Source organism: Mesorhizobium sp. B4-1-1, assembly GCF_006439375.1.
In the GTDB taxonomy this organism is placed as follows: domain Bacteria; phylum Pseudomonadota; class Alphaproteobacteria; order Rhizobiales; family Rhizobiaceae; genus Mesorhizobium.
Map to the genome: position 1 here is coordinate 1 of NZ_VFTH01000027.1, position 15,508 is coordinate 15,508.

13 protein-coding genes and 1 other RNA gene are annotated in these 15,508 nt (G+C 64.2%); 12 read left to right on the top strand and 2 right to left on the bottom strand.

The annotated features are described in order from the left end of the window. Window positions 1-2,824: hydantoinase/oxoprolinase family protein (locus FJW10_RS26715; protein WP_140902295.1), on the bottom strand; the 2,824-nt coding region annotated here is incomplete at its 3' end. 179 nt (window positions 2,825-3,003) lie between these two features. Between FJW10_RS26715 and FJW10_RS26720 the strand changes: the two genes are divergently transcribed. The 5 genes from FJW10_RS26720 to rnpB all read left to right on the top strand — a co-directional run bounded on the left by FJW10_RS26720 (window position 3,004) and on the right by rnpB (window position 6,255). Continuing rightward, on the top strand, window positions 3,004-3,216 hold the full coding sequence (locus FJW10_RS26720; RefSeq protein WP_027168700.1) for a hypothetical protein: 213 nt from the start codon (window positions 3,004-3,006) through the stop codon (window positions 3,214-3,216). A 144-nt stretch (window positions 3,217-3,360) separates the two neighbouring features. Continuing rightward, complete coding sequence (locus FJW10_RS26725) at window positions 3,361-4,080, top strand: DnaJ family molecular chaperone (RefSeq protein WP_140902296.1); 720 nt, start codon at window positions 3,361-3,363, stop codon at window positions 4,078-4,080. Next, window positions 4,077-4,862 (top strand): N-acetylmuramoyl-L-alanine amidase, encoded by a 786-nt coding sequence (locus FJW10_RS26730; protein ID WP_140902297.1) that lies wholly within the window; start codon window positions 4,077-4,079, stop codon window positions 4,860-4,862. Before FJW10_RS26725 ends, FJW10_RS26730 begins: the two co-directional genes overlap by 4 nt. A gap of 168 nt (window positions 4,863-5,030) precedes the next feature. Further along, complete coding sequence (locus FJW10_RS26735) at window positions 5,031-5,732, top strand: transglycosylase SLT domain-containing protein (protein WP_140902298.1); 702 nt, start codon at window positions 5,031-5,033, stop codon at window positions 5,730-5,732. A gap of 127 nt (window positions 5,733-5,859) precedes the next feature. Then, window positions 5,860-6,255: RNase P RNA component class A (gene rnpB, locus FJW10_RS26740), an RNA gene on the top strand. 95 nt (window positions 6,256-6,350) lie between these two features. Here rnpB and FJW10_RS26745 read toward each other — a convergent pair. Further along, window positions 6,351-7,466, bottom strand: coding sequence for a cystathionine gamma-lyase (locus FJW10_RS26745; protein ID WP_140902299.1), 1,116 nt, complete (start codon window positions 7,464-7,466; stop codon window positions 6,351-6,353). Window positions 7,467-7,862: 396 nt separating this feature from the next. On the opposite strand from FJW10_RS26745, the gene mraZ reads away from it, so the two are divergent. Genes mraZ through mraY form a run of 7 tightly spaced genes read left to right on the top strand, consistent with a single transcriptional unit; the run spans window position 7,863 to window position 15,503 of the window. Next, a complete protein-coding gene (gene mraZ, locus FJW10_RS26750; protein ID WP_140644023.1) occupies window positions 7,863-8,321 on the top strand; it encodes a division/cell wall cluster transcriptional repressor MraZ in 459 nt (152 codons plus the stop codon). Next, a complete protein-coding gene (gene rsmH / locus FJW10_RS26755; protein WP_140902300.1) occupies window positions 8,318-9,334 on the top strand; it encodes a 16S rRNA (cytosine(1402)-N(4))-methyltransferase RsmH in 1,017 nt (338 codons plus the stop codon). The genes mraZ and rsmH overlap by 4 nt, the downstream gene beginning before the upstream one ends. Before the next feature lie 4 nt (window positions 9,335-9,338). Then, a complete protein-coding gene (locus FJW10_RS26760) occupies window positions 9,339-9,734 on the top strand; it encodes a hypothetical protein (protein ID WP_140828981.1) in 396 nt (131 codons plus the stop codon). Continuing rightward, window positions 9,731-11,455, top strand: a complete 1,725-nt coding sequence (locus tag FJW10_RS26765; RefSeq protein ID WP_140902301.1) for a penicillin-binding protein 2 — start codon at window positions 9,731-9,733, stop codon at window positions 11,453-11,455. Before FJW10_RS26760 ends, FJW10_RS26765 begins: the two co-directional genes overlap by 4 nt. Before the next feature lie 54 nt (window positions 11,456-11,509). Further along, window positions 11,510-12,964, top strand: coding sequence for a UDP-N-acetylmuramoyl-L-alanyl-D-glutamate--2,6-diaminopimelate ligase (locus FJW10_RS26770; protein WP_140902302.1), 1,455 nt, complete (start codon window positions 11,510-11,512; stop codon window positions 12,962-12,964). Then, complete coding sequence (locus FJW10_RS26775; protein WP_140902303.1) at window positions 12,961-14,394, top strand: UDP-N-acetylmuramoylalanyl-D-glutamyl-2,6-diaminopimelate--D-alanyl-D-alanine ligase; 1,434 nt, start codon at window positions 12,961-12,963, stop codon at window positions 14,392-14,394. Before FJW10_RS26770 ends, FJW10_RS26775 begins: the two co-directional genes overlap by 4 nt. Window positions 14,395-14,420: 26 nt before the next feature. After that, complete coding sequence (gene mraY / locus FJW10_RS26780) at window positions 14,421-15,503, top strand: phospho-N-acetylmuramoyl-pentapeptide-transferase (RefSeq protein WP_140828990.1); 1,083 nt, start codon at window positions 14,421-14,423, stop codon at window positions 15,501-15,503. Window positions 15,504-15,508: the final 5 nt, after the last annotated feature.

Here is a 15,508-nt window from a genome sequence, read left to right on the forward strand (position 1 = left end):
CCTGGCCGGTGTCGGTGGGGTATTCGTACGCCGCGCTGTCGGGGAGCCGCTCGATCACGCGGCGCACGCTCTCGGCGGCATTGTCCTGGACATGGCCCATATAGGCCTCGACGACGTCGAGCCCGAAATGCGCGACCATCTTGCGCAACTCCGCCACGCCTTTTTCGTTGGCGGCGATCTGTGCCTTCAGGTCGGCGATGTTCTGGGCCGGATTGCGCGCGGGGTACGGGTGGTCGGTCAGCAGCGTCTCCAACTCCGTCTCGCGGAAGCGGCCGCGGTCGACGATGCGGAAATTGTCGAACAGCACGCCTTCCTCATCGACCGTCGTCGCAAGCGGCGTCATCGAGCCGGGCGCGGTGCCGCCGACATCGGCGTGATGGCCGCGCGAAGCAGCCCAGAACAGGATCTCCTTGCGCGCATCGTCGAAGACAGGCGTCACCACGGTGATGTCGGGCAAATGCGTTCCGCCATTGTAGGGCGCATTGAGGGCGAAGACGTCGCCGGGATGGATGTCGCCCGAATTCAGGCGGATGACGGTTTCGACCGAGCGGTCCATGGAGCCGAGATGCACCGGCATGTGCGGCGCATTGGCGACCAGTGCGCCATGGCGGTCGAACACGGCGCAGGAAAAATCGAGCCGTTCCTTGATGTTGACCGAATAGGCGGTGTTCTGCAGCGTCACGCCCATCTGCTCGGCGATCGACATGAAGAGGTTGTTGAAGACCTCCAGCATCACCGGATCGGCCTCGGTGCCGAGTGCGGCCTGTCGTCGTTTCTTGCTCGTTCGGCGCAGGAGAATATGGTCCTTTGCGGTGATCTCGGCCTGCCAGCCCGGTTCAACAACAACGGTCTGGTTGGGTTCGATAATCAGCGCTGGGCCGGCAACCTTGTTGCCCTGCCTAAGGGCTTCTCGACGAAAGACGCCGGCGTCGCGCCATTCGCCTTCGGCGAATATTTTCCGCTTCTCGGAAGGAACAACGGCAAGATCCTGCAACTCCGCTTCGATTTCCGCGCGGCCCGCGCCGCCGGCATCGCTGCCCTCCACCCCCACAGCCTCGATAATCATCGGCTTGTTTTCATAGACGAACCCGAACTGCGCCTTGTGCGCGGCCTCGAAATCGTCCTTCGCCCGCAGGATCGAGCCGTGCTCGAAATTCACCGGCAGAGCCGTGTCGGTGCCGTCGTAGCGGATCTGGAGGATCGGCCTGGCGGTAATCCCGCCCTCGGCGATGCCCTGAGACACAAGTTCGGCGACCACAACCCCGCGCAGGGCGGCCATGAGATTTTCGATCGCCGGCCTGGATGCGTCCGCGAGCGGCTCCAGCAGCGCCTGCTGGCGCGAGGCGAAGACCGACGAGAGGCCGATGCCATAAGCGGAAAGCAGCCCCGAAAAGGGGTGGATGAGCACGGCTTCCATGCCGAGCGCATCGGCAACCAGGCAAGCATGCTGACCACCGGCGCCGCCGAAGCAGTTGAGGAGATACTCGGTGACGTCGTAGCCGCGCTGCACCGAGATCTTCTTGATGGCGTTGGCCATGTTCTCGACGGCGATGGTGACGAAACCTTCGGCCACCGCCTCAGGCGTCCGGCCGTCGCCGATTTCGGCGGCAAGTGCGGCGAATTTTTCGCCAACCGTGCCGACATCGAGCGGCTGGTCCTGGCCCGCGCCAAAGATCGCCGGAAAGAAATCGGGCTGCAATTTGCCGAGCATGACGTTGGAGTCGGTAACGGCAAGCGGACCGCCGCGCCGGTAGGCGGCGGGGCCGGGGTTGGCGCCGGCGGAATCCGGGCCGACGCGGAAGCGGCCCGCTTCATAGTGCAGGATCGAGCCGCCTCCGGCGGCGACGGTGTGGATGCGCATCATCGGCGCGCGGATGCGCACGCCGGCGACCTCGGTGTCGAAGGCGCGTTCGTATTCGCCGTCATAATGTGCGACGTCGGTCGAGGTGCCGCCCATGTCGAAGCCGATGACCTTTTCGAAGCCGGCGAGCTTCGCCGTCTCGACCATGCCGACGACCCCGCCCGCCGGGCCGGACAGCAGCGCGTCCTTGCCCTGGAACAGGTCGGCGGCGGTAAGACCGCCCGACGACATCATGAACATCAGGCGCGGTCCGGCGCCAAGTTCGCCGGCTACCCGCTGCACATAGCGCGACAGGATCGGCGACAGATAGGCGTCGACCACGGTGGTGTCGCCGCGGCCGACCAGCTTGATGAGCGGCGAGACCTCGTGAGAGACCGATATCTGGCTGAAGCCGATGTTGCGGCAGACTTTTGCCACGGCCTTTTCGTGATCCGGATATTTCCAGGCATGCAGGAAGACGATGGCGACCGCGTCGATGCCGTCGGCTTTGGCCTGCTCGATCGCCGGGCGGCAGGCCGCGATGTCGAGCAGCCGCTCGACGCAGCCGTCGGCGCGCACGCGCTCGTCGATCTCGATGACGCGCTCGTAAAGCTGCTCCGGCAGGATAATCTCCTTGGCGAAGATGTCCGGCCGCGCCTGGTAGGCGATGCGCAAGGCATCGCGAAAACCCTTGCTGATGAGCAGCAGGACGCGGTCGCCCTTGCGCTCGAGCAGCGCATTGGTGGCAACGGTCGTGCCCATTTTGACGTCGCCGATCGCGCCGGCGGAAATGGCGGCGCCGGCCTTCAACCCCAACAGGTCGCGGATGCCCTGGATGGCGGCGTCAGCGTAGGCCTCGGGATTTTCGGACAGAAGTTTTCGAGGGTGCAGCCGGCCTTGCGGGTCACGACCGATGACGTCGGTGAAGGTGCCGCCGCGGTCGATCCAGAAGTCCCATTTCCCAGTCCCTGCGGCTACCGGCATTCTGCTTATCCATCATATCTTCGAGCGTATGTTCTGTTAGTTCGGGATTTCGGCGCCAGCAATCGCAAGTTGATGATGTTACACATGGAAATGCAACGTTACGAAACCGGCGGGCCTGCTGACGCATTTCCCTTGCGACCGCTCACCGAAATGTGAGCGTCTGTTGAAGGAGAGATACCATGAAGAAGCTCATTCTGGCGTCTGTTTCGGCGCTCGCCCTGCTGGGGGTCGCGGCTTGCAGCGACAGTGGCACCGGCACCGACAATACCACCACGCAAAGCACCAATCCGCCGGCCAACGAGCAGCCCATGAAGCCGGCTTCGCCCGACGCCTCGAAGCCCGCTGAACCGGCTCCGGCAACAAATCCGGCTCCTGCCGCGCCCGCGCAGTAAGAGCCTGACTGACAGTATCGAGGAAGGCCGGCTTCGCCGGCCTTCCTTTTTCGTCCGTTTTCGCCCTCGATCCCGCGCAGCGCGGGTCGCCTGCGGCATCGTCCCGGCTTGATAGAACCGCCCGGTTCGCACTATGAAGCCGACATGTCGATTTGGGACCGTCTTGGCGACTTCATCGCTCGCGTTTCGTCGTCGGCGTCCTCGGGCGTCGCGGATGTCGTCGAAGCCGTGCGCACCGTGTTTTCGGGCGACCCGGACCTGCGCCGGCGCGTGGCCTTCTCCGTGGCCATGATCGCGCTCTCGGCCAAGATGGCCAAGGCCGACGGCATAGTCACGCAGGATGAGGTGCGTGCCTTCCAGGAAATCTTCGAAGTGCCGCCGAGCGAGACACGCAACGTGGCGCGGCTTTACGACATCGCCAAGCAGGACGTCGCGGGCTTCGAGATCTATGCCCAGCGCATGGCGCAGCTCTGCGGGTCCGGCCATGCCAACTGCATGATGCTGGAAGATATCCTCGACGGTCTGTTCCATATCGCCAAGGCGGATGGCCTGATTCATGAGCATGAGGGCCAGTTCCTGCATCGCATAGCCGAGATTTTCCGGATCGACGAGGCGCATTACGAAGCGATCCTGTCGCGGCACGTCGATCTCGGCGCCGCCGACCCCTATGTCGTTCTGGGGATCGAGCGCGGCAAGCCGTTCGAGGAGATCAGGAAACGCTACCGCAAGCTCATCTCGGACAATCATCCCGACAGGCTGATCGCACGCGGCTTGCCACAGGAATTCATCAAGATCGCCACGACCAGGGTCGCGGCGATCAACGCCGCCTATGAGATCATCGAGCGGGGCCTCAGACACGTATGAGCGGGTTCCTGCCCGACCAGCCGGGTGCCGAGGTCCGGGTGTCGCCGAATTTCGGTCCGCGCCGCGAGACGCTTCGACCCGACATGATCGTGCTGCATTATACCGGCATGGCAAGCGGGGCCGGCGCCGAGGCGTGGCTGTGCGATCCGGCGAGCGAAGTGTCCTCGCATTATCTCGTTCATGAGGACGGCCGCATCGTCCAGATGGTACGCGAGAGCGACCGGGCGTGGCATGCCGGCAAGAGTTCCTGGCTCGGGCGTACCGACATCAACTCCTGGTCGGTCGGCATCGAGATCGTCAACCCTGGGCATTCGCTGGGCTACAAGGCCTTCCCGAAACGGCAGATCGATGCCGTGATCGAGTTGTGCGCGGGCATCGTGGGCCGTTATTCGATCCCCGCGGCAAGGGTGCTCGCCCATTCGGACGTGGCCCCGGGCCGCAAAGTGGACCCTGGCGAAAAATTTCCGTGGAAGGCGCTGTTCGTGGCGGGCGTCGGCCACCTCGTGCCGGCGGCGCCTATAAAGCCCGGCGCCGCACTCAAGGCCGGCGATACCGGCGCCGATGTCGAGGCGCTGCAGTCGATGCTGGCGCTCTATGGCTATGGTGTCGAGATATCGGGTATTTACGACCGGCAGACGGAAATCGCGGTGGCGGCGTTCCAGCGGCATTTCCGCCGGCGGTTGGTGGATGGCGTGGCGGATAATTCGACGATACGCACGCTGCATAGGCTCCTCGCTTCCGTAGAGGCAGCCTCCGTCAAACAATCGCGGCAAGTTTCTTAAGTTACAATCTGTCACTTAAAGTGAATTGCGCCGCCTTCATTGCCGCCAATTCCGCCTTCAAATGCCACTTCCGCAAGTCGTCGGACATCTATCCTCCCCGGATGATCCGACGTTGAATTGGCACAACTGCGAGAAGTTCTTCGCGCGGTTCTAACAGAACAGGACTACATGCAAAAATTGACCGTTGTAGCGGCAGCTGTTGCTGCCGTAGTGATAAGTTTTGCCTTCAATCCGGCAAGCAGCGCCCCTTTAAGCCTTCGGGCGGACAATGGCCTTGCCGCTGCCCCCACAACGACCAAGGCTGCACCGGGCAAAACGCCAAAGATCAAGAGAGCCCCGGCAAAGGTGCTGAAGGCCGCCGCGACCAGGGCGGCGAAATCGACGGCTAAGCGCGCCAAACGCGGCAGAAAGGCGATCGATCTCACCACGACCGCTTCTATCAACCCCGGCAAGATCGCCCTGGCGGCACCCGCTGCGGCCGGCGGCGGCCAATATTCGGCGATCGTTGCCCGCTATGCCGCAAGCTACGGCGTGCCGGTGTCGCTGGCCAAAGCCGTCATCAAGATCGAAAGCAACTACAGGCCGAGCATGGTCGGCAGCGCCGGCGAGATCGGCCTCATGCAGATCAAGCCGGCCACGGCGCGCATGATGGGTTATACCGGTTCGACCAAGGGGCTGTTCGATCCCGACACCAACATCAAATTCGGCATGAAGTATCTTGCGATGGCGCAGGGTCTCGGCGGCGGCACCACGTGCGGCACAATCCTGAAATACAATGCCGGTCACGGCGCCAGGCGGATGAATCCGGTTTCGGCCGCCTATTGCAGCAAGGTGAAGGTGCAGATGGCGGCGCTGGGTTCGCCGGCTTAAACCGGCCTACCGAAGTGGATTTGGGCAACGCGTGTTCTGCTTCATGCGCGTCGTTGTCCCAAACCGCCGCGCATCCGGACGCTTTTTCGTTTGCGTTTTCGGGCGGGAATCCCTTTATACGCGCTTGCCAGCTGGCCGGGCGGCCGCACCCGCGAGAACCGAAAGGTTGCGGGTGAGGAAAGTCCGGGCTCCATGGAGACACGGTGCCGGCTAACGGCCGGCGGGGGCGACCCCAGGGAAAGTGCCACAGAAAGCAAACCGCCACGGCATTGCCGGGGCAAGGGTGAAAGGGTGGGGTAAGAGCCCACCGCGCGACTGGCAACAGAAGCGGCAGGGCAAACCCCACCGGGAGCAAAACCGAATAGGGGCGGTGCGAGGGGAAACCTTCGAGGGCTGTTTCCGGCCCACCGTCCGGGTAGGTTGCGTGAGGCGCATGGCAACATGCGCCCAAGATGAATGGCCGCCACGTTCTCGCCGCAAGGCGAGGGCCATACAGAACCCGGCTTACAGGCCAGCTGGCATTTTTCAAATCGCGGTAGCGGCACGAAATCAGAAGGTTACGCCGGAAGGCGTGCCTTTTGATTCAAGGTGAGGCATCGGGCGTGAGCAGAGGATTGCTCAGCTGGCGACTTTGTCCAGGGACGCCTCGATCGCCTGCCAAAGTTCCTCGACCGGCTCGCAGCCGATCGCCAGGCGAACGAAGCCCGGGGGCACGGCGTCACCGCGTTTCGAGCGCCGTTCGGCCGACGTATGCACGCCGCCGAAGGACGTTGCCGCTTCGATAAGCCGACAGCCGTCGATGAACGCCTCGGCCTGTTCTTCGGAGGCGAGTTCAAAGGAAATCAGGAAGCCGAAGCGCTCCATCTGGGCGCGCGCCAGATTGTGCGAGGCATCGCCTTCGAGACCCGGAAAGCGCAGGCCGCTGACGGCGCGATGGTCCTTCAGGCGGCGCGCGATCGTTTCGGCCGACGAGCACATGCGGTCGAAACGCACTTCCAGCGTTTCGAGGCCGCGATGCACGAGCCAGGCCTCGAACGGACCGGGGATGCCGCCGGCCGTCTCGCGCCAATCCTTCACCCTGGAGACAATGTCCGGATCGCGGCTGGCGACATGGCCGAAGAGCACGTCGGAATGGCCATTGATCGCCTTGGTGTCGGCCGAGACCACGATGTCGGCGCCAAGATCAAGCGGGCGCTGGCCGAAGGGCGTCATCGTCGTGTTGTCGACGATCAAGGTCCCCCCTTGCACATGGACGGCCTTGGCGACGGCGGTGATGTCGCAAATGTCCAGTCGCGGGTTCGACGGACTTTCGATGAAGACCGCCCGGTAGCCGGCGAAGCCGCCATCGAGCATGCTTGCCGTCGGCCTCTCGTCATAGGCGACGCCGAGCGGTTTCAGGAAACGCTCGGCCAAGGCCCGCGTCGTGTGATAGCCGTCCGACGGCAAGAGGATGCGGTCGCCCGATTTGACGAGCGCGAAGAAAGCCGCGGATATCGCGGCCATTCCTGACGGGAAGGCGACGCATTGCGCATCTTCCAGATGGCCAAGCGCGTGCTCGACCGCATGCCAGGTCGGGTTGCTGAAGCGGCCGTATTGATCGAAGCCCGTCGCGTCGCCCGGCGCGTGGAAGATCGAGGCCATGGTCAGCGGCAAGGGGATGGGATCACCCTTGGCGAAATCGGCGCTGCGCAGATGGGCAAGTGTCGCGGCGCGTGACTTCGCAGTGTCGGACATCAGTTGGATCCTTGGTTAGGGCAGAAAACCTCAACGGACGCTATGCGCGCCGGCTGTGCGCATCAAGCCGCGTCTTTTTGGGCCAGAGGGCTCTAAACGCTTCGTTAGGCTTAATAGAGGATAAAGACGAGACGTGCCTTCAGCCTGCGCTTTGTGGTTGTAGTGCGCGTGTTTGTGATACCTATTCCCGTTGACGCCCATAGTGCCCCATGATATCCCATTCGCATCATCAAGCTTTCGTTCCGCGTCAGGGTGAAGCGTACGCCAATCGGGCAGCCGCGGCGGCTGCGCGTTTGTCGATTTTCGCCCCGGTGAATGAAGCGATTTGCCGCAAGCGCGGCGAGGGCGCGGAGAACAACATGAGGGGTGCAGCGGCGCCAGCGGCTGTAGAGTCTATTGGACCGGTTTCTGTCGAACACCGTGAGCAGGATCGATGCGAAGGGGCGGGTGTCCGTTCCGGCGCATTTCCGCGCCGTGGTGCAGAAACGCGGCTATTCGGAACTCTACGCGCTGCGCTGCCTGGACCTGTCGGCGATGGATGTCGGTGGGCTCGACCTGCTCGACCGCTACGAGCAGCGGATCGCGCTGGAGGACCCGTTCCTGCAGACGGCGGACGACATGTCGTTCTTCTGCCATGGCGACGGGACGTTTCTGAAGCTGGACCAGGACGGCCGCATCACCATGACCGATTTCATCCGCGAGCATACGGGCATCTCGAACGAGGTGGCCTTTGTCGGCCGCGGCAATTTCTTTCAAGTCTGGGAGCCGGGACGGCTTGCCGCCTATGGGGCGCAGGCGCGGGCCAGGCTTTTGCAGCTTCGGCAGGGGACGAAGCCCGGGGAGCGATCGGAATGATGGCTGGCCACGGCGATGACCCTCACGCCGTTGGCGGACTGGCCCGTCACATTCCGGTCCTCCTTGCCGAGGTGCTCGACGCGGTCGCGCCGAAGGCCGGCGAGACGATCGTCGACGGGACATTCGGCGCCGGCGGCTACACCAGCGCCATCCTCGATCGCGGCGCTTCCGTCGTTGCCATCGACCGCGACCCGGACGCAATCGCGGCGGGCAGGGCGCTCGAAGAACGGGCAGGCGGCCGGTTGAGGCTTGTCCAGGCGCCGTTCTCGACGCTGGACGAGCATGTCGAGAGCGCCGACGGCGTGGTGCTCGACATCGGCGTTTCCTCCATGCAGCTCGACCAGGCGGAGCGGGGCTTTTCCTTTCGCGCCGACGGGCCGCTCGACATGCGCATGGCGCAGGCGGGTCTCTCCGCCGCCGATGTCGTCAACACCTTCAAGGTGGGCGACCTTGCGCGTATCTTCGGCTTTCTCGGCGAAGAGCGCCATGCCGGCCGCATCGCGCGCATGATCGAAAGCCGGCGCGAGAAGAAGCTGTTCGAACGCACGCTCGATCTCGCCGACGCCATCGAAACGCATATCGGAAGAGGGCCGAAGGACAAGATCCATCCCGCCACGCGCGTCTTTCAGGCGCTGCGCATCTTCGTCAATGACGAGCTTGGCGAGCTGGCAAGAGCGCTGCTGGCCGCCGAGCGGGCGCTGAAACCCGGCGGGCGGCTCGCCGTGGTGACGTTCCATTCGCTGGAAGACCGCATCGTCAAGCGCTTCATCGCCGACCGTTCCGAAGCAGCCAGCGGCTCGCGGCATATGCCCGACGCGCCCGTGCGCATTGCCACCTTCCGCAAGGCCGGCGGCGGCGTGACGCCGGGAGAGGCCGAGACGGAGGCCAATCCGCGCGCGCGCTCGGCCAGGCTGCGCGCGGCGATACGCACCGATGCCCCGGCGCGCGCCGGGGACTTTTCGATTTTCGGCCTTCCAAAGCTTCCCGCCGTCGAGCGGCCGGGAGAGAGGTGAGCACGTGTTTCGTACCAGCGACATAGTCCTGATCGCCGTCATGGTCTCGGCCGCCGCCCTGACCTACAAGACGAAGCGCGAAGCCGAAGAGCAACAGGCGGCTGTGCAGAAGATCCAGGCGCAGATCCACTACGAGGAAGAAACGATCGATCTCCTCAAGGCAGACTGGAGTCTGCTCACCCAGCCGTCGCGGCTGCAGAAGCTTGCCGATGTCTATAAGAGCCAGCTCGGCCTCGAACCGGTCAACGCGCACCAGATCGGCAGCCTCGACGACATCCCCGTGAAACCCCTGACCATCGAGGACCTCTCCTCGCAGCGGCTTGGCGGCATGGCCGACAATTCGGGGAAGGAGCCATCTGAAGGCAAGGATCCGGTGGTCACCGGGAGCACCGTTCAATGATCGGCGGGCTTCCAAGGATCGGCGGCCTGCTGAAGCGCCGGAAGAAGCAGGCGGAGGATGGCTCGATCGTCGTCGACGCCGCGCGCAAGGCGACTGGCGGCAAGGCAAGGACGCGCATCGTCATGACGATGGCGGTGTTCTTCACCATCTATTCGACCATTGCCGGCAGGCTCGTCTATCTCGGCATGCAGAATCCCGATCTTTCCGGCGGCCCGGAGAACCGGGTCACGGCATCGCGTCCGGATATCGTGGATCGCAATGGCGAGGTCCTGGCGACCGACATCAAGACGGCGTCGCTGTTTGCCGAGCCGCGCCGTATCGTCGATGCCGACGAAGCGATCGAGAAATTGTCGGCGGTGTTGCCGGAGATCGATTACGAGCAGACCTATCGCAAGCTCAAGAGTGGCGCCGGCTTCGTCTGGCTGCAGCGGCAGCTGACGCCGAAGCAGCAATCCGACATCATGGCGCTGGGTGTCCCCGGCCTCGGCTTCCGCACCGAAAAGCGCCGCTTCTATCCGAGCGGCGAGACGTCGTCCTACATCGTCGGCCTCACCAACATCGACAACCAGGGCATCTCCGGCATGGAGAAGTATATCGACGAGCAGGGGCTGAGCGACCTGCAGGCGTCGGGGCTGGCCGTGGCCAAGGATCTCAAGCCGGTCAAGCTTTCGATCGATCTGCGCGTCCAGCATGTGGTGCGCGACGAAATCGCCGCCGGCCTGGAGCGCTATCGCGCACTGGGCGCCGGCGCCGTCGTGCTGAACATCAAGACGGGCGAAGTGATGGCCATGGCCTCGGTGCCGGACTTCGACCCGAACAATCCGTACAACGCCCAGGAAAAAGACCGGCTGAACCGTATGTCGGCCGGTCTCTACGAGATGGGCTCGACCTTCAAGAGCTTCACCTCGGCCATGACGCTCGATTCCGGCAAGGCGACGATGAACAGCCGCTTCGACGCGTCGCATCCGATCCGGGTCGGCCATCAGGCCATCCACGATTTCCACGGCAAGAACCGGGTGCTGTCGCTGCCGGAAGTGTTCCTCTATTCGTCCAACATCGGGTCAGCCAGGGAGGCCGAACTGGTCGGCATCGAGGGGCACCGCGAATTCCTGCACCGCCTCGGTATTCTGGACAGGATGCAGACCGAACTGCCGGAAGTCGCGCGCCCGACCGAACCCAAGGTCTGGAAACAGGTCAACTCGTTCACCATCGCCTTCGGCCACGGCGTGTCGACGACGCCGCTGCAGGCCGCCGTCGGCTGCGCGGCGCTGATGCAGGGCTATCTGATCGAGCCGACATTCCTGGTGCGCAGCGAGCAGGATGCCATGGCGGTCGCCAAGAAAGTGGTCAGCGACAAGACGGTCGAAGGCATGCGCTATCTCTATACGCTGAACGCCGAGAAGGGCTCGGCCAGAAATGCCAGGGTCCCCGGCTACCGGGTTGGCGGCAAGACCGGAACGGCCGAGAAGGTCATCAACGGCCGCTACTCCAAGGACTTGAATTTCAACACCTTCGTCGCCGCCTTCCCGATGGACGATCCGCAATTTCTGGTGTTCACGATCGCCGACGCTCCGCATCCGGAGAAGCCCGGGATGACCGACGTCGCCGCCAACAATGCGGGGGTTATGGCCGGCAACATCATCAGACGCGCGGCCGCCATGCTTGGCGTGAAGCCAGATTTCAGCCATGAAAATGGTGCAACGCTGGTTTCCTATCAGTGATTCTTGCGGCGCGCCGGCAACTGCGCGCTATTTTGTTGCGGTGAACGGGACTCAATGCATCTAAAAGATCTAGCCGGTATCCTGCCTGTCGAGGGAACAGCTTCCCGCGATCTGGAGGTGACCGGACTTTCCTCCGATTCCCGCTCGGTCAAGACCGGCGTCGTCTTCTTCGCCCTTGCCGGCAGCAAGGCCGACGGATCGACCTATGCCGTCGATGCCGCGGCCCGAGGGGCCGCGGCGATCGTCACCGGCAGGGGCGCGACCGTCTCCGGTCTGTCGGTACCGGTTCTTGCCGTCGATGATCCGCGCCTGGCGCTGGCGCTCAGCGCGGCGCGCTTCTTCGGACGCCAGCCGGAGACCATGGTCGCCGTCACCGGCACCGCCGGCAAGACATCCGTCGCCGCCTTCACCCGCCAGATCTGGGAGCAGGCGGGTTTTGTCGCCGCTTCGATCGGCACGACCGGTGTCGTTGCGCCCGGCCGCAACGAATATGGCTCACTGACGACGCCCGATCCGGTGGCGCTGCACCGACTGCTCAAGGAACTGGCGGATGCAGGCGTCACCCACGCCTCGATGGAAGCCTCGAGCCACGGTCTCGACCAGCGCCGCCTCGACGGCGTGAAGCTCGCGGCCGGCGCTTTCACCAATCTCGGCCGCGACCACATGGATTATCATCCGACGATCGAGGATTATCACCGCGCCAAGCTGCGCCTGTTCGACACGCTGTTGCCGAAGGGCGCGCCCGCCATCGTCTTTGCCGACGACCCGTGGTCGGAGCCCACGATCAAGGCCGCAAAGGCGGCGGGGCTTAAGGTGTTGACCGTCGGTCGCCATGGCGATTTCCTGACACTCAAGCGGGTCGAGCATGAGCGCCATCGCCAGCGCGCCGAGGTCGTGGCGGACGGCGTGCTGCATGAGGTCGACCTGCCTTTGGCCGGCGATTTCCAGATTGCCAACGCGCTGGTCTCGGCCGGCCTTGCCATCTCGACCGGAACGCCCGCGGACAAAGCCCTGGCGGCGTTGGAAAAATTGCAGGGCGCGCCGGGCCGGCTCGACCTCGTCGGCACCACCGCCGCCGGCGCCCCCGTTTATGTCGACTACGCGCACAAGCCCGATGCGCTGGAGAATGTGCTGAGCTCGGTGCGGCCTTTCACCACGGGTCGCGTGGTCGTGGTGTTCGGCTGCGGTGGCGATCGCGATCGGGGAAAACGGCCGATCATGGGCGAGATCGCGACGCGGCTCGCCGATATCGTCATCGTCACCGACGACAACCCGCGCACGGAAGTGCCCGAAACGATCCGCGCGGCGATCCTCGCAGCGGCGCCGGGCGCCATCGAGATCGGCGATCGCCGCAAGGCAATCCACGAGGCGGTTGCGATGCTTCGCGCCGGCGATACGCTCATCGTCGCCGGCAAGGGGCATGAGGAGGGCCAGACCGTCGGCACCGAAACCTTCCACTTCTCCGACCATGAGGAAGTGCGCGAGGCGCTCAAGGAGCGCGCCGCATGAGTTTGCTGTGGACGTCGGAAGCGCTGGTCGAAGCCATGGGCGGCAGGCCGATCGGCTCGCTGCCGGAGGGCATCACCGGCATTTCGATCGACAGCCGCAGCCTTGCGCCCGGAGACGCCTTCTTCGCCATCAAGGGCGAGGCGATGGACGGCCATGATTTCGCGACCGCGGCGGTCAAGGCCGGAGCGGCCGTGCTGGTCGTCGCCGAGGGCAAGCTGCCCTCGCTCGGTCGGCTGACGGCGCCGATGATCGTCGTGCAGGACGTGCTTGCGGCTCTCGAGAAGCTCGGCGTGGCTGCCCGCGCCCGCTCGAAGGCCAGGATCATCGCGGTCACGGGCTCGGCCGGCAAGACGACCACCAAGGAAGCGCTGCGCCATGTGCTGTCGGCGGTCGGCAAGGTGCACGCCTCGGCGCAGTCGTTCAACAACCATTGGGGCGTGCCGCTGACGCTGGCGCGCATGCCGCAGGACTGCGACTACGCGGTCTTCGAGATCGGCATGAACCATCCGGGCGAGATCAGGCCGCTGGTCAAGATGGTCAGGCCGCACGTCGCCATCGTGACGATCATCGCCGCCGCCCATCTCGGCTTCTTCAAGAATCTCGACGAGATCGCCATGGCCAAGGCCGAGATTTTCGAGGGCATCGAGCCCGGCGGCGCCGCGCTGCTCAACCGCGACGATCCACGCTGGAAGCTGCTCGGGAAAATGGCGAAAGAGGCGGGAGTCGAGCATGTCTTCGGCTTCGGCGAAAATCCCCGCTCAGCCTTCCGCCTTGTCGGCTGCGAGCTTTATGCCGACCATTCCGACATCGCCGTCAAGATCGGCAAGAAGGACCTGACCGCCCGTGTCGGGGCGCCTGGCCGCCATATCGTGCAGAACGTGCTGGCCGTGCTCGGCGCCGCGCAATTGGTCGGTGCCGATCTCGACAAGGTCGCGGCCGCGCTCGCCGATCTTTCGGCCGAGCGCGGGCGGGGCCGGCGCCATGTCCTGCATCATCCCAACGGGCCGATCACGCTGATCGACGAGAGCTACAACGCCAATCCGGCGTCGATGGCGGCGGCCATGGCGCTGCTCAACGCCACGCCTGTCTCGGGCGAGGGCCGGCGCATCGCGGTGCTCGGAGACATGCTGGAACTCGGCAGCCATTCGGCCAAGCTCCACGCGGCGCTTGCCGGGCTGATCGTCGGCACGGGCACGCGCAACGTCTTTCTCGGCGGGCCGGAAATGCAGGCGCTGGCCGACGTCCTGCCGTCAGACATCGCAACCGAGTATCGATCGGAAGCGGAAGAACTGAAGCCGGTCGTGATCTCCGCGCTCAGGCCCGGCGACGTGGTGATGGTCAAATCGTCGAAAGGCATCGGGTTTTCAAAGCTGGTCGAGGCATTGCTCGGCAAATTTCCGGCGGAAGCCACAAACATTAAGCCGACCTAGGTCGGATTCCGGGGGACGGAAAGACCATGTTCACACTGCTCGTCGATTTCGCGGACAAGATCTCGTTCTTCAACGTCTTCCGCTACATCACTTTTCGCACCGGCGGCGCGCTGATCACGTCGGCGCTGATCGTCTTCATCTTCGGGCCGACGATCATCAATTCGCTGCGTATCCGGCAAGGCAAGGGCCAGCCGATCCGCGCCGACGGCCCGCAGACCCATTTCAAGAAGGCCGGAACGCCGACCATGGGCGGGCTGATGATCCTGTCCGGCATCATCGGTTCGTCGCTCTTATGGGCAAACCTTTCCAGCATCTATGTCTGGGTCGTGTTGCTGGTCACCGTCGGCTTCGGCTCGATCGGCTTTTACGACGACTATCTCAAGGTCACCAAGCAGTCGCATCTGGGCTTCTCCGGCAAGGCGAGGCTGGCGATCGAGTTCGTCATCGCGGCCATCGCGGCTTGGGTGATCATGCATAACGGCCAAGCCCCGTTCTCGTCGTCGCTGACCTTCCCCTTCGCCAAGGAATTCCTCGTCAACCTCGGCTGGTTCTTCATCCCGTTCTCCTGCTTCGTCATCGTCGGCGCCGGCAATGCGGTGAACCTGACCGACGGCCTCGACGGCCTGGCGATCGTGCCGATCATGATCGCGGCGGCGTCCTTCGGCGTCATCGCCTATCTTTCGGGCAACGCGGTCTTCGCCGAATATCTGCAGATCCATTTCGTGCCCGGCACCGGCGAGCTCGCCGTCGTGCTCGGCGCGGTGATCGGCGCCGGCCTCGGCTTCCTCTGGTTCAACGCGCCGCCGGCCGCGATCTTCATGGGCGACACCGGTTCGCTGGCGATGGGCGGGCTGATCGGCACCATCGCGGTCGCCACCAAGCACGAGATCGTACTGGTTATCGTCGGCGGCCTGTTCGTGGTCGAGATCCTGTCGGTCATCATCCAGGTCGGCTATTTCAAGATGACCGGCAAGCGCGTCTTCCTGATGGCGCCGATCCATCACCATTTCGAAAAGCTCGGCTGGACCGAAAGCCAGGTGGTGATCCGCTTCTGGATCATTGCCGTCATCCTGGCGCTGGTCGGCCTCTCCACCCTCAAGCTGAGATAGGGCAC

Excerpts from the sequence above, each read along its gene's own strand:
- FJW10_RS26775 (WP_140902303.1), top strand. The coding sequence starts at position 12,961 with ATGAGTTTGCTGTGGACGTCGGAAGCGCTGGTCGAAGCCATGGGCGGC.
- FJW10_RS26720 (WP_027168700.1), top strand. The coding sequence starts at position 3,004 with ATGAAGAAGCTCATTCTGGCGTCTGTTTCGGCGCTCGCCCTGCTGGGG.
- FJW10_RS26735 (WP_140902298.1), top strand. The coding sequence starts at position 5,031 with ATGCAAAAATTGACCGTTGTAGCGGCAGCTGTTGCTGCCGTAGTGATA.
- FJW10_RS26725 (WP_140902296.1), top strand. The coding sequence starts at position 3,361 with ATGTCGATTTGGGACCGTCTTGGCGACTTCATCGCTCGCGTTTCGTCG.
- rsmH (WP_140902300.1), top strand. The coding sequence starts at position 8,318 with ATGATGGCTGGCCACGGCGATGACCCTCACGCCGTTGGCGGACTGGCC.
- FJW10_RS26745 (WP_140902299.1), bottom strand. The coding sequence starts at position 7,466 with ATGTCCGACACTGCGAAGTCACGCGCCGCGACACTTGCCCATCTGCGC.
- FJW10_RS26730 (WP_140902297.1), top strand. The coding sequence starts at position 4,077 with ATGAGCGGGTTCCTGCCCGACCAGCCGGGTGCCGAGGTCCGGGTGTCG.
- FJW10_RS26770 (WP_140902302.1), top strand. The coding sequence starts at position 11,510 with ATGCATCTAAAAGATCTAGCCGGTATCCTGCCTGTCGAGGGAACAGCT.
- FJW10_RS26765 (WP_140902301.1), top strand. The coding sequence starts at position 9,731 with ATGATCGGCGGGCTTCCAAGGATCGGCGGCCTGCTGAAGCGCCGGAAG.
- mraY (WP_140828990.1), top strand. The coding sequence starts at position 14,421 with ATGTTCACACTGCTCGTCGATTTCGCGGACAAGATCTCGTTCTTCAAC.